21 protein-coding genes are annotated in these 16,073 nt (G+C 67.8%); 2 read left to right on the top strand and 19 right to left on the bottom strand.

Going from position 1 to position 16,073, the window contains the following annotated elements:
• Positions 1-11: 11 nt before the first annotated feature.
• The 3 genes from K6K41_RS24210 to K6K41_RS24200 all read right to left on the bottom strand — a co-directional run bounded on the left by K6K41_RS24210 (position 12) and on the right by K6K41_RS24200 (position 4,483).
• Positions 12-1,037 carry a head maturation protease, ClpP-related gene (locus K6K41_RS24210; RefSeq protein ID WP_261402617.1) on the bottom strand — a complete coding sequence of 342 codons (1,026 nt, stop codon included), beginning with the start codon at positions 1,035-1,037 and terminating at the stop codon, positions 12-14.
• 10 nt (positions 1,038-1,047) lie between these two features.
• Complete coding sequence (locus K6K41_RS24205) at positions 1,048-3,918, bottom strand: phage portal protein (RefSeq protein ID WP_261402616.1); 2,871 nt, start codon at positions 3,916-3,918, stop codon at positions 1,048-1,050.
• Positions 3,919-4,003: 85 nt separating this feature from the next.
• Positions 4,004-4,483 (bottom strand): hypothetical protein, encoded by a 480-nt coding sequence (locus K6K41_RS24200; protein ID WP_261402615.1) that lies wholly within the window; start codon positions 4,481-4,483, stop codon positions 4,004-4,006.
• A gap of 247 nt (positions 4,484-4,730) precedes the next feature.
• Here K6K41_RS24200 and K6K41_RS24195 point away from each other — a divergent pair, with 247 nt between their 5' ends.
• Positions 4,731-4,991, top strand: a complete 261-nt coding sequence (locus tag K6K41_RS24195) for a hypothetical protein (RefSeq protein ID WP_261402614.1) — start codon at positions 4,731-4,733, stop codon at positions 4,989-4,991.
• Here the strand turns inward: K6K41_RS24195 and K6K41_RS24190 are convergent.
• From K6K41_RS24190 to K6K41_RS24170, 5 genes are all read right to left on the bottom strand, one after another.
• Positions 4,936-5,112: an HNH endonuclease signature motif containing protein gene (locus K6K41_RS24190; RefSeq protein WP_261405832.1), complete on the bottom strand. Its 177-nt coding sequence runs from the start codon at positions 5,110-5,112 to the stop codon at positions 4,936-4,938. The two genes, K6K41_RS24195 and K6K41_RS24190, sit on opposite strands and share 56 nt — an antisense overlap.
• 324 nt (positions 5,113-5,436) lie before the next feature.
• Positions 5,437-6,357: a hypothetical protein gene (locus tag K6K41_RS24185; protein ID WP_261402613.1), complete on the bottom strand. Its 921-nt coding sequence runs from the start codon at positions 6,355-6,357 to the stop codon at positions 5,437-5,439.
• Positions 6,358-6,395: 38 nt separating this feature from the next.
• The gene (locus K6K41_RS24180; protein ID WP_261402612.1) at positions 6,396-7,004 is read right to left on the bottom strand and encodes a hypothetical protein; all 609 of its coding nucleotides are present in this window, start codon (positions 7,002-7,004) and stop codon (positions 6,396-6,398) included.
• Between the two features lie 128 nt (positions 7,005-7,132).
• Complete coding sequence (locus K6K41_RS24175; RefSeq protein WP_261402611.1) at positions 7,133-7,510, bottom strand: helix-turn-helix domain-containing protein; 378 nt, start codon at positions 7,508-7,510, stop codon at positions 7,133-7,135.
• The gene (locus tag K6K41_RS24170; RefSeq protein ID WP_261402610.1) at positions 7,507-7,950 is read right to left on the bottom strand and encodes a hypothetical protein; all 444 of its coding nucleotides are present in this window, start codon (positions 7,948-7,950) and stop codon (positions 7,507-7,509) included. The genes K6K41_RS24175 and K6K41_RS24170 overlap by 4 nt, the downstream gene beginning before the upstream one ends.
• Before the next feature lie 50 nt (positions 7,951-8,000).
• Between K6K41_RS24170 and K6K41_RS24165 the strand changes: the two genes are divergently transcribed.
• Positions 8,001-8,750: a hypothetical protein gene (locus K6K41_RS24165; RefSeq protein WP_261402609.1), complete on the top strand. Its 750-nt coding sequence runs from the start codon at positions 8,001-8,003 to the stop codon at positions 8,748-8,750.
• A 23-nt stretch (positions 8,751-8,773) separates the two neighbouring features.
• On the opposite strand, the gene K6K41_RS24160 is transcribed toward K6K41_RS24165, so the two are convergent.
• From K6K41_RS24160 to K6K41_RS24110, 11 genes are all read right to left on the bottom strand, one after another.
• Complete coding sequence (locus K6K41_RS24160; protein WP_261402608.1) at positions 8,774-9,454, bottom strand: hypothetical protein; 681 nt, start codon at positions 9,452-9,454, stop codon at positions 8,774-8,776.
• Positions 9,451-10,374 carry a phosphoadenosine phosphosulfate reductase domain-containing protein gene (locus K6K41_RS24155; protein ID WP_261402607.1) on the bottom strand — a complete coding sequence of 308 codons (924 nt, stop codon included), beginning with the start codon at positions 10,372-10,374 and terminating at the stop codon, positions 9,451-9,453. Before K6K41_RS24155 ends, K6K41_RS24160 begins: the two co-directional genes overlap by 4 nt.
• Positions 10,371-11,165 carry a hypothetical protein gene (locus tag K6K41_RS24150; RefSeq protein ID WP_261402606.1) on the bottom strand — a complete coding sequence of 265 codons (795 nt, stop codon included), beginning with the start codon at positions 11,163-11,165 and terminating at the stop codon, positions 10,371-10,373. The genes K6K41_RS24155 and K6K41_RS24150 overlap by 4 nt, the downstream gene beginning before the upstream one ends.
• On the bottom strand, positions 11,162-12,256 hold the full coding sequence (locus K6K41_RS24145) for a hypothetical protein (protein WP_261402605.1): 1,095 nt from the start codon (positions 12,254-12,256) through the stop codon (positions 11,162-11,164). The genes K6K41_RS24150 and K6K41_RS24145 overlap by 4 nt, the downstream gene beginning before the upstream one ends.
• Positions 12,253-13,011: an ASCH domain-containing protein gene (locus K6K41_RS24140; protein ID WP_261402604.1), complete on the bottom strand. Its 759-nt coding sequence runs from the start codon at positions 13,009-13,011 to the stop codon at positions 12,253-12,255. The genes K6K41_RS24145 and K6K41_RS24140 overlap by 4 nt, the downstream gene beginning before the upstream one ends.
• Before the next feature lie 67 nt (positions 13,012-13,078).
• Positions 13,079-13,645 (bottom strand): hypothetical protein, encoded by a 567-nt coding sequence (locus K6K41_RS24135; protein WP_261402603.1) that lies wholly within the window; start codon positions 13,643-13,645, stop codon positions 13,079-13,081.
• 2 nt (positions 13,646-13,647) lie between these two features.
• Complete coding sequence (locus K6K41_RS24130) at positions 13,648-14,583, bottom strand: YfdQ family protein (RefSeq protein ID WP_261402602.1); 936 nt, start codon at positions 14,581-14,583, stop codon at positions 13,648-13,650.
• Between the two features lie 63 nt (positions 14,584-14,646).
• A complete protein-coding gene (locus tag K6K41_RS24125; RefSeq protein WP_261402601.1) occupies positions 14,647-14,997 on the bottom strand; it encodes a hypothetical protein in 351 nt (116 codons plus the stop codon).
• A 5-nt stretch (positions 14,998-15,002) separates the two neighbouring features.
• The gene (locus tag K6K41_RS24120) at positions 15,003-15,368 is read right to left on the bottom strand and encodes a hypothetical protein (protein WP_261402600.1); all 366 of its coding nucleotides are present in this window, start codon (positions 15,366-15,368) and stop codon (positions 15,003-15,005) included.
• A complete protein-coding gene (locus K6K41_RS24115; RefSeq protein ID WP_261402599.1) occupies positions 15,365-15,568 on the bottom strand; it encodes a hypothetical protein in 204 nt (67 codons plus the stop codon). Before K6K41_RS24115 ends, K6K41_RS24120 begins: the two co-directional genes overlap by 4 nt.
• A complete protein-coding gene (locus K6K41_RS24110) occupies positions 15,565-15,924 on the bottom strand; it encodes a hypothetical protein (protein WP_261402598.1) in 360 nt (119 codons plus the stop codon). The genes K6K41_RS24115 and K6K41_RS24110 overlap by 4 nt, the downstream gene beginning before the upstream one ends.
• Positions 15,925-16,073 lie beyond the last annotated feature (149 nt).

Below are 16,073 nucleotides of genomic sequence, written 5' to 3'. Positions count from 1 at the left end.
GGGGTGTCCCTTCAGGACTTCAGGATGTCTCGAAGACCGGCGAGAGCGCCGATCAGGCTGAGGTCGTCGACAGCGCCTGGCGTGTCGTCTTCAGGGGCAGCGCCTGGCGTGCCCTTGATGCGGTTGATGCGGTCTCGCGCGTCAGAGCGCGTAAGCCCCGCGGAGACGAGCTGGAGCTCCATGGCGCGCAGATCGTTGGTCTGCTTCGCCTTCTCCTTGGCGTCGTCGTCCTTCGTCAGCTTGTCGGCCGGCAACAGCGCGTCGGCGAAACCTCGCTCGATCGCGACCGAACCAGACATGTACGTTTCGTCGTCCATCCACTTCGCGACCACAGCCGCGTCCGACCCGGAACGGGCCACGTAGACGTCGGCCATCGCCTTGTCGAAGGGTTCGAGGAACGCGGCTGTCTCGGCCATGTCGTGCCGGTTGCCGATCGCGACGACCCAGCAGTTGTGGATCATCAGGAACGATGCGGCGCCGATCTCGAGCCTGTCGGCCGCCATAGCGATGATTGAGGCGGCCGAAGCCGCCATCCCCATGACCTTTACGGTGATCTGCTGCGGGTGCTCGCGCAGCACGTTGTAGATCGCAATCCCCTCGAACATGTCGCCGCCGGGCGAATTGATCTGGACCTCGACCGGACGGTCGCCGATGGCGCGGAGCTGCGCGGTTACACGCTTGGCGGTGATGCCGCCGCCGCCCCAAAAGTCCTCGCCGATCACGTCGAACATGGTGATGACGTTGTCGTCGGCTTCGACTGCCCGGACGCCCGCCGCCTCGACGGTCCATTTGTCGAGCACGGGCTGAGGCGTCAAAGCGGCGACGTCGCGCCTGGCAGGCTCAGGCAGCGCGCCAGGGCGTTCTCGCGCCATGATCTTGCCCACCACGCCGCGCGGACGCTTCGCTTCGCCGGGCTTGCGCGCCGCGTCACCGCGTTCAACCGCCTCGGGCTTCGAGTCCTGAGCTTCTGGATTGATCGCAGGCGGCCGCGTGCGGTCCGCCTCGGCCGGGGCTTCCCGGTCGCGGTCGTCAGCCATTCCGGCCTCCTCAGTTGTCGTTCAGGGGCGGGCCGCCGTTGTGGCCCATCATTGCGTTCTCCGGCCGCTCGCGGACCGGAAGATCGAAGACGTCGCGCACCTCGTCCCAGTGCATCCACGGCTGATGCCCGCCGGCGCCGAGCGCTTTCGCGAAGAACTCACCCTGCTGCTGCATTGACCCGCGCAGCAGTCCGCCCGGATTGAACTTCGGCGAGAACAGATCCTTGTCCTCGTCGACGAGAAGCGTCCGGCTGATCGCCTGCTGCCAGGCCTCGAACCATGGATTGAGGCCGTAGCGGACGAAGAACTGGCCGAGCACGTCGATGCCCGAGCCCCAGGACGTGTCGTCCATCATCAGAAGCGGCCGGGGCGTCCCGAAGATTCGGGCGATTTCTTCAACCTGGCGGCCGCGGGTCTCGTTCGACTGCGCGTCCTTGGCGCTCGGCGCCATGGACTTCGGCTCGACGCCTTCCTCGAAGATCGGCGACCGGCCCGCGTTGTCCGCGCCCGAGTAGTAGCTGTCCCAGTCCGACCGAAGTCGATCGAACGCCTCGTCGCTCAGCCCCTCTGGAGCCGCGAGATAGATGTTCGAGAACGAGCCGTTCTTGAAAAGCCGGCCTACGGCAAGATCCGCCGAAATCGCGAGCGCGATCGCATCCGCGGCCTGCTTGACGAGCGAGACGCCGTTGATGCCGTCATCGGTCATCCCGCGGATGTGCAGGATCTCCGAGGCATCGTAATCGCGGGCGCCGCGATCGCTCGGCGTGTGTCGATAGATGACCGACCAGTCCTTCTGCTGGACCGGCTTCATGTGCTTCGGGTTGACCGGGATCAGCCGCAGGATCTTGCGCTTGTCCGTCGGCGATCGGACCACGATCGCGTAGCCGTTGCCTTCGGTGAGCGCCCAGCGCTGCAGCAGCGTGCGGAAATCGAAGGCCGACTGGTAATTGTTCGGCTCCCGGTGCAGCAGCTTGAACAGCGGGTGCGCTTTCGCCTTCTTCTTTGTGCTCTCCTCCATCAGGTGCAGAGGGAGCATGCCGACCGAGTAGGCGATCAGGCTGACCGACCGGAAGACCGCGGGTACTTTCATCGCCTTTTCAGTCGTGACCGAGACGCCCGATGGCGTCATCGTCCCGAGGCTCAAGAACTCCCGAAGGCGCTCGTCGTCGAGCGATATGAACTGGCCTGCATCCGCGCGCGGGCCGGCACGGCGGGGCCGGCTGGCCGGCGCTGAAGCTCGGCCAAGGAAGACGTCCAAAATGCCCACGCGGTCGGCCTCAAAGCATCCTGAGGCCACGACGCTCGTAGACGGACCCGATCTTGATCGGCTCTGGGTTGAGCGACATGGGCGGACGGCATCGAACAAAGCCATGGCGACGTCGATCTTGGCGTCGCCAGCGTTCACTTTCGTGGCGCGGATCATGGTCGCCAACGGCTCAATCTTCACGTTCTCGACGCACCATCGGAACAGTCCAGAACCACAGTGAAGTAGCTTTCCGCTCGCAAGCTTTCGCTCAGCGGTCTTGATGGCGTTCATCATGTCCGCACCCTGACGAATGCCGCCGAGAAGCTTGTTCTCCTGCGTGACCTCAATTTCAGCAAGCGCATCGACGAGCTCGCCAATACCTGCCGGATCGACGCCGACCTGGGCGAGGATCCCGGCGTCTTTCACGCGCTGAATGATCTCCACCGCGAAGGGAACGTCGTCGACCTCGTCGCTAAGGATCAATAGTTCCTTGGCGCTCTCAAAATCACGAAGCGTCGAAGCGATCGACTTGCGGCGCTCAAGGACGATCTCGTGACAGGTGGCGAACGACCAGGCCAGCCAGTTCTTTGTTTCACGCTCGCGCCCGAGAACGCAGATGCCGTAAAGGTCGTCGCGGCCTCCGCCGTCAATTCCGACCGTCGCCACCTCACAGCGTTCGAGCAGAGTTTCAAGCGTGATCGAAGGGTCTGCGCGCTTTAGCCAGAACTCTGCTCCGACCCAGCCGTCGGTGCGAAGCCCGAGCCCGATCTCAACGTTAAAATGCTGCGAGGCGAGCAAAGCGAGCGCTGAAGCGCCTTCGCGTTCGGCTTTCGTCAGTTCGTCTGTAAGAAAGGCTTCGTCGACCGAGCGCCCGAGGTTCGGGTTGACCATCGACCAGGTCGCTGGATCCTTCCAACCGTTCTCGACCGTGAGATCTCGAGGAAGCTCATAGAGGATTGGAAGGAGCGGCAGCTTCAACTTGCCGTCGCGCACGTCCCGAGCGTTGGCAAGCTCCGACTTGAACACGCCGGCGGGCGGCTCCTTCGACTGGGTCGTGATCTGGATCATGAACCCTTCCGAGCGCGCCGCCAGCGCGCCACGGATCTCCACGAAGACATCAGCGGCCTTCGGCTTCTTGGCGAAGACGTGCGTCTCGTCGACGAGGATGAACGTCGCCTTCGATCCCGTGATGACGTCGGTGTCCGCGGCCTTGATAATGAGCGCGGCGCCGGTGACCCGGTGCGTGATCGTCCGTTGATGCGTCTGAGGATGGAACAGCTTTCGCAGTTCGGTATCGAGCCGGATGATCCCCGCCGCCTGTTTGTAGGCGATGTCGGCGATCTTCTTGGTCGGCGCGATCAGCAGCAGTTCGGCTTCCGGCCGCCGGTTCATGATGGCGGCGGTCACCATCAAGGCGGCGGCGATCGAGCTCTTCCCGTTCTTCTTCGGGATCAGCAGGAAGAACTCGCGGATCATCCGCCGACGGATGCTGGGGTCGTATGAGCCGAACACGGCTCGAACGATGTCCAACACCCAAGCGTCGCAGAGTTCGCCGTAGGTCGGCGTGCCCTCGACGTCGGGCACCCGCAGTCGACAGAAGATGCGCAGCGCCCGGTCCGCTTCCGAGACGATCAACGGAAGCGAAGGAACGAGAGAGTCGCGCTCGCGGATCCGCCTTTCCCAATCAGGGCAAGACGTGTCCCAAGCCGTTGCCGTCATGTCAGTTGAGCTTCAATCCGCCAGGATGAAGGTCGTCGCCCCAGTCCGTTCCGACGCCGGCAGTGGTCGCCGCCTCGGCGGCGGCCTCCTTCTTGCCGATCTGCGTCTGCCGCGGCTGCGGCGGTTCCGCGCCGTCGAAGTACCGCGCGGCCTCGGTCACGTCCGCCTGGTCGAACTGGCGGAGGATCAGGTTCATCGCCGAGACGTTGCCCGCGCGCACCTGTTCCATCATTCGGAACAGAACCTCCGCACGGATCTGAGCCCGGCCATTGTGGAGCTCAGACTTGTAGGCCTTTCGCAGCGTCGGCTCTGAAATTCCGATCGCCTCAGCGATCTCCCCGTTCCGCTTGTTCACGGCCGACATGACTTGGACAACCATCCGACTCTGCTCGGTCGGCTTGTGCTTCGGACGACCGCGGCGCTCGCCAGCCTGCTCGATCGGATTGCCGAAGATGTCCCGATCTACTACTGACCCGCTCATCTGGTCGTCCCGAAAAATAATCGCTCTTCAGCCCTAATCTTAAGTCCGAGATCGTTCAATTCTGAGCATATTGAGTTGACCCAAAGGACCTACTCGCTCCCAAATTTCGGCGACCCCGAAAAAAATCTGCGAATGCGACCCGATGCGGTGCCGGCCCCTGTCGCCCCCAGACTTCACCCCCCCACCCCCACAATGGATCCTTTGTGCAGCGCGGGAAGTTTCGGAGGGACAGCGGAGGGCGGATACGATGTACGGCACCTGGTGGAAGAACAGCATGAGCGTCGCCATGCTTGCGTTTGAGGCCCAAGGCGTCATCGCTCAGCGAATGATGCTGGTCGGTCTCGGGGGCCCAAAGGTTCAGGCCGAAATGAACCGTATGGTGAGCGAGAAGCTGTTGGCTGCGGCGCACGCCGGCTTCCAGATCGCGACCGGGGCGAGCCAGGAAGCGGTGATCAGCGGCTATCGCCGTAAGGTGCGCGCGAACGCGCGGCGCCTGTCCAAGCCTTAAATCTTGCGGCTCTCGCCTTCGCCGTCTTGAGGCTGTGATCCGAGCCGCAGAGGCATTGTCCGTTTTTCGGGTCGAGCGGCTCGCCGCCGTCCCGGCGCTCTCGGATGTGGTCAGCGAACATCCGATGCGCGGGAGCAGCCTTGCCGCAGCGCCGGCCGTCGTGGATCGCCTCACAGCGATAGCCGGCGCGCCGCTTCACCTCTTCCGCCCACGCACGATGCTCGGGCGTCTGCAGTTCGGCCTCCGCGATTTTCGCAGGAGGCCTTACCCGCCGCGTGTCGATCGTGGCGATTCTTGGCTTCGCGACGCTGATCCGAGACGCCACGCGTACCCCTCGCCTGTCGCGCTCCGCGCAAAGAAAAACCCGCCTCGGGTCTCCCGGGCGGGTCTTCGGTTCGTCCATCTACTGGAACGCTTCGGAAGGTGGCCAAATTTATGTCGCGCGTCAAGAGCCTCTCGCGCGCCTTTTTCGACGCCCGCTCACGGGCTCCGGCTCCGGGCTCCGAATCGCGCGCAAAACCCTCGGGACCGCCGCCTCGCCCGTCTCCCATGGCCGCAGCGGCGCGCCGCTCTCGCACAGCTCCACGCTGTCGAGCCCGCCGCCCTCACGCACCGTCTCAAGAACCATGTCCAAGCCAGCTCGCCACAACTCATATTCTCCCCGCGCCGCCACCAGCCCTGCAGGGTCCGGATCGAGCCGCCATTTCTGATAGGCGCCCGGAAACGGCCGCCGGCGCTTCTCGTCCCAGCCGTCGGCCTCCACCTCCCACGCCGCCGCGCTCGGCACCGGCGAGGCGACCGCCACGCTCATGCGCCGGAACCAGAGCGCCCGGCCCTTCGGCCCGCTCACGAGCCGCGCCGCTGGCTTTTCGCCCCGCCAGTCCGGCGCGCCGCCGAGCGAGGCCCGCACCGCGACGAGCCGCGAGAGCCGCGTGCGCGGGACGAGCCGGACCTCGCCGGTCTCGGCGTCGGTCTCCTCCGCGCAGATCGCCGCGAGCCCCCGCCGCACGGCCTCGCGGCCGAGCTCGCCAAGGCCGTCGAGCCCGTCGCCGGTCCCGCCGAAGTCGCCGAGCGGATCCCAGCCGGCCGGCAGCGCCACCTCGAACGCGTCGAGCCGCTCCACCGCCTCCCCGATCCGCACGGCGTCGGGGTGGGGCGCGTCCCACGCCCTCATGTCGATCACGCAGCCGAACCCGTTCACCGGCGGCTGCGCGTCGACGCTCGCGAGCAGCGCCCCGAAGGCCGAGACCGCCCCCCAGCTGGAGGCGAGCGCCGCCTCGCCCCCGCCGATCGTGTGCGCCTTCGGCAGTTCCTGCCGATAGGCCCAGCCAAGCGCCTGCTCGATCGTCATCCGCTTCTTGGTCATCGCCGTCCCCGCTCACCCTGCCCGCGGTCTCGCCGCCGTCACGCCACCAGTTCGTCTTCGCCCTCGTCCGGCGGGTCGTGGTCCGGCAGGAACACGAACATCGCCTTGCCGCTGAGAAGCACGCCGAAATCGGCCCCTCGCTCCCGGAACCAGGCGAACCAGCGCCCCGCCCGCTCGCTGTCGCTCGGCGTCGGCCGCAGGGTGTCGGCCAGCGTCTCTGCCGCCTCGCGCGCTTCGGGGTTCGCCGGCCGCCAGCCCACGCGGCTCTGCGCCAGCGTGATGGTCTTGCGAAGCTCGAAGCCCGTCACGCCGGCCTTGGCGCGCATCAGCTGCCCGGCCCACCAGATCTTGGTCAGCGGGTCGAACACGGCCGCCGTCGCGCCGGGCCGCGCCGCGCCTCCCCCGGCCGCCTGCGCCTTCGCGGCCTCGACCGCCGGCTCCCAGCGCCGCCGCCGCAGGAAGGTCTCGCCGCTGATCGTGATCTTGCGGCGGTCGGCCTTCAGCGCGGCGAGAAACACCGGCGCGCCCGCCACCGCCGCGGCCCGGCTCTCGGCGTCGAGCGCCCGCATCGCCGCCTCGACCGACATCGCGTCGTCGGTCGGCGTCGTCGGCCAGATCGGCCGGAACGCGGCGAGCCGCGCCTCCACGTCCCGCTCGTCGGCCTCGGCCGCCTCGCGCCGCGCTTCGGCGTCGCCCTCGTCCTCTCGCCCAGCCCCTTGCCTGTCCTGCCGCCAGCCCGCGCTCTCTCTCCCATTCGTTTTTTTAGGGGACGTTCTTATGCCCGCCCGCCCATGGAACGGGCGGGCCCCCGCCCGCTCATAGGGCGGCGGGCCCGCCTCACCGGTGAGGCGGGGGGGTCGGCGTCCTCCACGTCGAGCACGACGCGATAGGCGTTGACCGAGGTCGCGCCGTCGTCGCGCAGCTGCGCCAGCCGCTCGATCCAGCCGAACTCCTCCAGCCGGTCGAGCGCGCGCTGCACCGTCGCGCGGCCGCATCCGAGCTGCTCGGCCATGGTGGCCTGGCTGCGATAACACCAGCCGCTGTTGTCGCTGTGCGTGCCGAGCAGCCCCAGCACCTTGAGATCATAACGGCCGTCCAGCCTCGGGTCGCAGATCGCGCCCGCCGGAATCACCGAATAACGCGGCCCGCTCATGCTCGTCCCCTGCGTCTGAAATCGTCCGGCGCGATCAGCACCGCCGGCAGTCCCGCGGCCTCGGCGTAGGCCGCCGCCGCGCGGCGCGCGCCCTCCCCGTCCACGAGGCCGAGCAGCTCGGCGACGCTTTCGGGCGTCATCCTGGTGAGGCCGAGCAGCCAATAGGCGCCGGCGTCGACGAAGCCTTGCGTGCCGGGCCGCGCGATCGCGCGCGCCACGACGGCCGTGACGTCGGAGGGCGCGTAAGGCCCGCCGCCCGCGGCCAGCACGGCGAAGTCCGGCAGCGCCGCTTCCGCGCCCGCGCGGGCCTCGGCCGGCGGCGCGATCGGCTTCGGCCGCCCCGCCGCCATGCGGGCGCGCGCAGCCTTGCGACGCGCCGCCATCTCGGCATGGGTCGTCGGCCCGTCGAGCGAATAGCCGGCGTAAGCTGGCGCGCTCATGCCGCGGCCCTCCGCTCGACGAAACACAACCGCCCGGCGATAGTCCGCCGATGAGCGACGTTCTGTTCTGGATTCTCTTGGTGGTGTCGGCCGTCAGCGGCGTGATCGCGCTCGTCCGGTCCGTCAGCAACCTCGCCAAGGGTTTCGAGGTGAGCGGCTCGCTCGGCGCTCTGGCCACGCTTGCGGCAGGCGGCGCGGCTGTGGTCGCTGCGATCTATGCAATCGAGCCAGCGCAGAAGTCGCTCGACCAACTCATTCGGCAAAACGCCAACGCTGCGCTCGACCGCGTCGACAAGCAGATCGCCGAATTGCAGGAAGAGATCAGCTTCGCGGCCGGACATGGCCCAATTGGTCAGTCCTACGAAGCGGCGGCCAATGCCCTGAGACGACGCGAATACTCCAATGGAGAGTATTTGCAGCTTTCGACTGATATCGAAATGCTCCGCGAATCCATACGAAAATTTCGCTTCCGTAAGCCGACTGAAGGCACTGTCTGGAATCTCCTCGAAGCAATAGATTTCGTAGCGCTTCCATCTCTCGTTGAGGCGTTGAAAACTGCTGAGTACGCCGACAGATTTGCAAAGGAACTTGATGAAGGGGCCAAACCTGACGATCCTCGCGTCAAACCGGCCATTCAAAGTCGGGAAGATGCGCGTCGTGCCCTTTTCGAGGCGATGAACATCTACAACCGTGACCGCGGCCTCTGGATTGCAGCTGTCGGCAGACGCCTCGTAAGTTTGTTTAAGCGTCGCGACGAGCTCTCGGCGCAGGTGATCGGCGAAGTCGACGACGCGCGTTAACGCGGCTGAGCGGCGGATCGCGCTCATGCCGCGCCCCCGAACATGTCGCTTTGCCCGATCGTCACGCGGTCGAGCATCAGCAGGCGCGTGTCTCCCTCGCGCGTCGGCCCGTCCCAGACGTACCAGGCGTGCAGCGCCGGCTGCGCGCCCTGCCCGGTGAAGTCGAGCCGCCAGCGCATCAGGTAGACGCGCGCGGGCGGCCGCCGCGACCAGGTCGGGCCGAGCCCGCCCGCGCCGCACCAGTTCAGCGGCATCAGCAGCGCCATGTAGTCGACGCCGAGCCCGTCGAGCGCATGGGCGATCCAGCGCGCCTTGCCGTGGCCCCACGAGCTTTCGTGAAACGGCGGATTGGTGACGATCGCGCCCGCCGGCGGCGCGGCGAAGTCGAAGAACGAGCGCACGGTCGCGCCGCAGCCGCGGTCGACGAGGTCGCTCGCCACCACGTCGAGGCCGAAAGCCGCGAACACGCGCAGCATCGCGCCGTCGCCCGCCGCCGGCTCCCAGATTGTCCGGCCACGCAACCGGTCGATCTCGGCCGCGCAAAAGGCTTCCGTGGCCTCGGCCGGCGTCGGCTCGAACCCGTCCTTTTTGCGCGGGCGCTCCGCCACCTTGGCATAGGCACCGGTCTCTTCGTCGCGCACTGCGACGGGCTTCGCCGTCTTGCCGGTCGCGCGGAACAGCCCGCGGGCGGAGGGGGCCTTCATTCCGCGGCCTCGAGCGATGGCGCGCAGATCAGCCCGCATTCGACGTCAAACTCGAGATCATCGTCGTCGCCCAGCAAGCCGGGCATAAAGGGCTGCGTCGTAACCTCACGCTCTAGATCGGCGTAGCTGTATTCGGTGACGAAGCGGCGGCCGGTCGCCGTCGCCTTAGCCGATCTGGCGGAGATCGAAGCCTCGCGGGCTTTCCACCAGTCCGCCATTCCGGGATTGTCGCGGATCAAGCGCTTCAAGGCGCCACGCGACTTCAGCATGCAGAGGTCGCAGTTGCCTTCGTAATCGCGCAGCCCAAGGTCAAAACCCTGCGGCAACGGCATCAAGGGCGCCAGCGGGTCGGTGTTCTCGCCAAGCCAGAACGGCATGACGTCCGCTCGCTTGGTGTGACGCGCCCGCGCCATCGGCATCAACGTCGTCCAGCGCTCCTTTCGGCGCTCATTGGCGACGTGCTGCTTGATGATCCGGTGGCCTTCGTCGTAGCGAAGCCCGATCACGTTCGCCCACCGCTCCCAACCGAGCGACATGGCGAAGTGCTTCATCGGACGAACCTTGAGCTCCGACGTGCAAAACCGCGTGACCGCGTTCGGCAGATAGCCCTTGGCTGCGATCAGAGCTTCGAAAGGCTCGCCGTTGCGGCTCGCGCTGTTGAAGCTAACCTTCTCGAACCCTGCTGGCCGATACTCCAGCCAGTGAATTCGAACGCTCCAACGAACGCCGCATTCATGGACAAAACGCAGCGTTTCGGCCCGCTCCCTGCCGGTGTTCGCGAACGCCACGACAACGTCTTCCGGCAGCTGCCCGTCATGCGCGCGCAAGATCTCGTGCAGCATGAAGGCCGACGTGCGCCCACCGCTGAAGCTGATGAGCGCCGGCCCCTTAATCCGGTAGGCGGGATGAGGCGCGCTCACTTGCCGTACCCCGCCGGCCAGACATAGGGCTTGCCCTTCGGCGCCGCCGTCGCGGGCTTCGCCGAACGGCTCTTAGACGACGCGCGCTTGGCCTTCGGCGCGGCCTCGACCTTCACCCCGCCAAGCCGCGCCAGCGCCTCGGCCGCGCGCGCGACGAGGTCCTGCGCCAGCCGGTCGACCGCAAGGTCGCGCTCGCGCCTCGCGTGATCGCGGTCGGCGATCGCCTCGCTCGCGCTCCGCCGCGCCGCCGCGAGCTCGGCCTCGAGCCGCGTCACCTCGCCCAGAACCTCGCTCTCGCGCCCGGGCGTGGACGCCGCCGCGGCGAGCCGGGTCTTGAGGTCGGAGATCGTCGCCTCGAGCGCCGCCACGCGCCGCTCGTGCCGGGCCTGCGCGTTGCGCTTGATCAGCGCCTCGGAGGTTTCGGCCTCGCTCGCCTGCCGGCGCAGCGCCAGAACCTCGCCGTTGAGCCGCGCGGTCTCGGTCTCGGCCGCCACCAGCGCCGCCTTGCTCTGGCCGAGCGCGGCTTCGAGATCGGCGATCCGCCTGCCCTGCGCCGGGTCGACCTTCGGGGCGCTTTTCAGCGCGAGCGCCGCCTCGAGCCGCGTGATTGTGGCCGAGAGATCGCGCAAGCGCTCCGCCGCCTTCGCCTCGGCCGTGGCAAGCCGCGCAGCCGGAACCATCTCGCCGCCGGCCGCCATCCGCGCCGCGCGGTCCTTGGCGCGAGCCTGCGTCTCCGAAAGCGATCCCGGCGCCGCCAGCCGGTCATAGGGCGTGCCGCTGAGTCGCGTCATGCGCACCGCCTGTGCACAAAGCGAGCGCCGCTCTCGACGGAACGCCGTCGCGGTCTCAGGCTTTGGCAATGGGCCCGAAAACCGCTTTCTGTTTCCTGACCGTCGGCTTCGCGCTGACCTTCGTGCTGCTCTATGTGTGCGTCGCCCACATCCTCGCGAATGACGAGTTCGCCGGCGAGGCGCTCGGCGCGATCGCGACTTTGCTCGGCGTCTACGCCGCTCTTGGCGCCGCGTGGTTCTCCCTGTCGGGCATCAAGGGCCAACTGTCGGAGATGCGCAGGCAGTCGGCCGCCACAGCTCTGCAGGCTCTTCAGCCGGTTTACAGACGTCGACTTGCTGAGGCGAAGGCGATTGCAGACGTAAAGCCAATATTTGACGAGATGCGCCAAGTTTTCGCAACAGGAATAACCGGCAGACTGCTGGCGGAAAGAGGCGCAAATTACGCAGATCGGCTCGACGACATTCGGAGCCGGCTTGCGGACGTGGCGCTCGAAGAGCCGCACGGCATTGGACTCAACATCACGCGCGTGGCTGCTGAAAAAGCAATCATGCAAGTGTCTCAATTTATTCGAGATGGCCTCGAAATTGTTGAAGACGAAGGCGAGTTCACGACCATTGTGACAAGAGCTAGCGCTGATAAGGTCAAATTTACCTTCGAAGCTGCATTCCAATATGTTGAAACGCACAAAATCGCTGCGCTTGATGATCTCGATGAGATTGTCATTCGCACTGATGCGCTCACGAAAATTGCAATTAAGGCGTAGATTTAAGATCGCGCTCAAAACGGCCCCCTCGAACAGCGGCCCGAGAGCCTGCGCCTGCGCGCGGCGGCGCTTCGGCCGGGCGCGCGCCACCAGCGCCCGCGCCCGGTCCTCGAACTCCCGCTTGAGCCGGGCCATCTCGGTCCGCAGGCTCGCGCGCCTGGCGTCCGCGGTTGCCGCCCGCGCCTCGGCTTCCGCCGCGCGCGCAGCCTCGAAATCCGCCCGCGCCCGCTCGAACACGAGTTCGGCGCGAAGGTCGCCGGGCCGCCGTTCATGGACCTTGCGGGCCTCGCCGAGCGCCCGCGCCGCCGCGTCGAGCGCCGCGCTCACGAGTCGACCTCTTCGATGTCGAAGCAGTCGGCCGGGTCGGGCTCGGCTTCGGCTGGTCGACGTTGCGCGCTGGACCGCGAAACCGTAGACCGCGACCCACGGTTCGCGTCCCAGGCGCCCGCGCCGTTGATGACGTTCCAAAGCTCGCGATAGCCCTCGCGGTAGGAGCCTTTGCGTTCCGGCTCGAACGCGCTCGCCAGCTTGGAGCTGCTGGCGTACTGGCCGCAGCCCTCCGCGATCGCGTCGTCTTCGCTGATGTCCTGCAGCCGCTCGACGCGGACGTCCGTCACCTCGAGCGTGAGCCGGCTCGCCCATCGCGGCATGTGGATCGCGGCGCGGTCCTTGATCCCCAGCCGCTCCTGCGTCGCCGCGTAGCGGATCCCGCACCACAGCGGAATGCGCTCGGGATTGAGGTCGCGCGGCCGGCAGCCGTCATAGATCGAGCCGATCGCCCAGGTCTCGCGCACCCAGAGCAGGTCGCCGGGCTGGACCTTGGGATAGATCCGCGCCCATGAGCCTTCCTCTTCGCCGGCCCACGGCGCTTTCAGATACGGGCCGGGATGACCGGAAGGCGACGGGCCGCCGTCCACCCACGCGCGATGCCGGTTGAGATCGTCGAAAGCCCGTCCGAATGGCCAGCTGCCGCCGTTCCACAGCGTGTTCGCGCGGCTGAGCGCCCGCCGCGTCTGCGTCTTGGTCCCGTCGAGCAGCGCGCGGACCATCGGGCCCTTGAATAGGATCGAGTGGACGCTCATCGCCGCCCCCAGATCGCCGCTACCAGCGTCGCTGCATTTTTTGAAAGATCAGCGATATCAACGTGTTTCACCGAATGTCTCCCGTGAAACAATCCGGCCCCGCAGCCGCTGCGGTCCGCACATGGCTGGTGACGGCGACGTTCGCGGCCGCGACCTCGTAGGGGTCGGCGCCCACGCGCGCGGTCGCGTCATGCGGGTGAAGGTCGAGAAAGCCGCAGAGCCGGAAGAACGCGTCGGTCGAGACCGCCCGCCCCTGCTCGGCGCGCACGAAGGTGGCGGGCGAGAGATGGACGCGGGCCGCCGCGTCCCGGATCGCGATGCGGTCGACCTCGCGCTTGATCACGAGGCCGACGGCGAGATGCCACCAGGCCACGGGCCCGGCGACCGCGCGCGGCGGCCGGGCGAGCTCGCGGAGCGGCGCGAGGCTGACGGGGTCGACCTTCAGCACGGCGCAGAGCGCGAGATGCGGGTCGGCCGAGAGCGCCCGCCGAGCGATCGCGCGGGCGAGGTGGCGCACGCCGATGCCGTCGACGAGGCACACCGCCCGCGCCGCCGCGTCGTTGGGCGCCAGCCTCTCGGTCAGCGCGCCGAGCTTGGCGCGCTGACCGGCGGAAAAGCCCTCGGCCGCCGACATGGTCAGAGACCCGTCGCGGCTTCCGGCAGGCCCTCGAAGGCCGGCAGACCGGTGTCCTTCGAAACCCGCTCAAGGTCGTGCTGCACGCGCTCGCGCAGCCAGTATTCCCAGCGATAGAGATGGAACGACCACTTGATCGCGCCCTCGAGACGGTACCGCAGCCGCGCCGGGATGCGCACCGGATCGCCGTCGAGGAACGCCGGCACCGACACCATGAAGATGCCCGGCACCACCACGGGCTTGCCGGTGCGGTCGTTGTGCTCCTCGACGAAGTTGAGCTCGGTCTCGCCGGTCTGGAGGCGGACCTTGTTTTTGACCTGGTAGCTCGCCGTCACCTCGAGCTCGCGCGAGAGCGTCAGGATCTCGTTCGGATTGCCGAAGGTCGCCTTGAAGATCCGCTCATATTCGGACTTCTCGCCGTCCTCCGGAGAGGCGAGCTCGGCGGCGTGCTCCTCAAGGAACGCCGCGAACGCCGCCTGCTCCATCGGCTTGCCGTTCTGCCCGTGCCAGGCCCGGAACTCCTCCGAGATCGGGAAGGCGTATTCGACGCGATGGCGGCCGTGTCGCGGCGCGCCGTCGACGTCGTGATAGTCGAGCACGGCGAGAAGCTTCGGGTTCGGCCAGCGCGTCTCGGCGAAGATCGCCGAGCCTTCGTCCTTGTGGCGGTTCACGAGGTCGACGAAGGACTGGGCGGTCAGGATCCGCGCCGTTCCCTCGCGGGCCCGCGGCGCCTGCCGATAGGCCTCGATCACATGGTCGATCGCCGAGGCCGTGTGCAGCTTCGGGTCGTAGAGCACCGGAACCTCGGCCGGCAGGCCGGGGCCAAGCCCGTCGGTTTTCACGCCGATGATCTGCGCATCGACCGCCGCCTGGGCGAGATGCGCGATGTCCTTCACGGCCGACGAGGTCGGCAGGTCGTTCGAAGAATGCTGCGCCATCGGGCGCTCCTTTCAGGCTGGCGGGGGAGAGAAGCGGCGGCCGGCCGAAACCGGCGGCAAGCGTCAGGCGCGCTCGTGCGCGGGCTCGTGGCGTGAGGCGCCGACCTCGCGCGGCTCGAGCATGTCCATCTGGTTCGGGTGCTGCGTGGTGATCTCGCCTTCCCAGAGGAAGAACGGCGTCCCGCGGAAAGCTTTGTCGTCGGGAAGCTTCACGACGATCTTCGGGACGACGTTGATCATCTCTTTCTGCACCGCGATCTCGACGGTGAGCGTGATCGTCGCCTTGCCCTTGCCTTCCGGCGCGACCTGCAGCGCCTCGATCGACTTGGCGAGCGCCTCGTCGCAGGCCTGCTCGAAGCGGTTGCGCTCGATCAGCCCGAGCAGCTGGAAGAACTTGCGGATCGTCTTGGCCATCTGCGTCAGGCTCCGGCGGTCTGGCGGGCGAGCGCCCGCGCGTTCTGGCGGGCCAAGGCCCGCGCTTGGGGAAGGGCGGCGAGCACGCCGAGCGGCGGCAGGCCGAGGCGGCGAGCGAGGACGAGCGCTGCGCCGTCGCAGGCGCGCGCCTCGCCGCGCAGCAGGGGCGCGAGCTCGGACGGCTGGACGGGAGAGAAGCCGGGAGCGCCCAACCCCTGCCCCGCCGCAGCCTCCGGCGCGGGCGCCTGCGCGCCGTTCAGAGGCGCAAGAGCCGCAGGGGCGACGGCGGCGAGGCTGGCGATCCCCATCCCCGTCCTCGCCGCCGTCTCCGGCGAACGCTCCAGCGCGCCGTTCGAATTTCTGGTCGTCATCGCGCCGCCTCCTCGGCCGCGCGGTCCTCGGCCTCCCGCGTCTCGGCGATCGACTTCGCTTCGGCGTCGTACCGGTCGGCGCGCTCCCGCAAGGCGCGGCCGCGCGCGAGCGCCTCGCGCACGATGCGGCGGCCGCGCTCGCGCAGGCGGTGCGCGCGCCAGAACAGCCAGATCTCTCGAAGGCCGCGGCGGGGGCTCACGCGAGCTCGTCCCGAAGCGCGACAAGCGCCGCGATCTCGTCGTCGAGGCCGCTGCGCTGCTGTTCGCGCGCGAGCGCCTCAAGTCCGTCGGGCGCGTGCGGCCCGAAGGTCGCCACCAGCAGCGCCGAGCCGTAGGCCTCGGACAGGTGGATGAAGTTGTCGAGCGAGGGCGCGCTCTCGCGCTCCAGCATCCGCTCGATCGTCTTCACGGCGATCCGTCCGCGCGTGTCGGCGTGGACGTTCTGCGCCGTGCGCGCCGGGTGAAGCGCGCGCAGGAACGCGCAGACCCGCTCGCCCGCCGACAGATGTTGGACGTTCGCCCACGAAAGTCGGCGAAATCCCAATGCATGTTGCATGTCGATCTCCGATGCTTTGCGCATCGGAGCCCTCGCGACGGCCCCCCGGGCCCGCGTCGGAGAGGAGGAACGCATGCTGGAGACAAGCGCGGTCATGGGCGGCAACCCGGAGCGCGCGGAAGTAAGATCGGTTGAGAAAAGCCCGGCGC

It is taken from the genome of Chenggangzhangella methanolivorans, from assembly GCF_019797865.1.
GTDB classification, from domain to species: domain Bacteria; phylum Pseudomonadota; class Alphaproteobacteria; order Rhizobiales; family Methylopilaceae; genus Methylopila; species Methylopila methanolivorans.
This window is presented reverse-complemented; position numbering and strand designations above follow the sequence as displayed.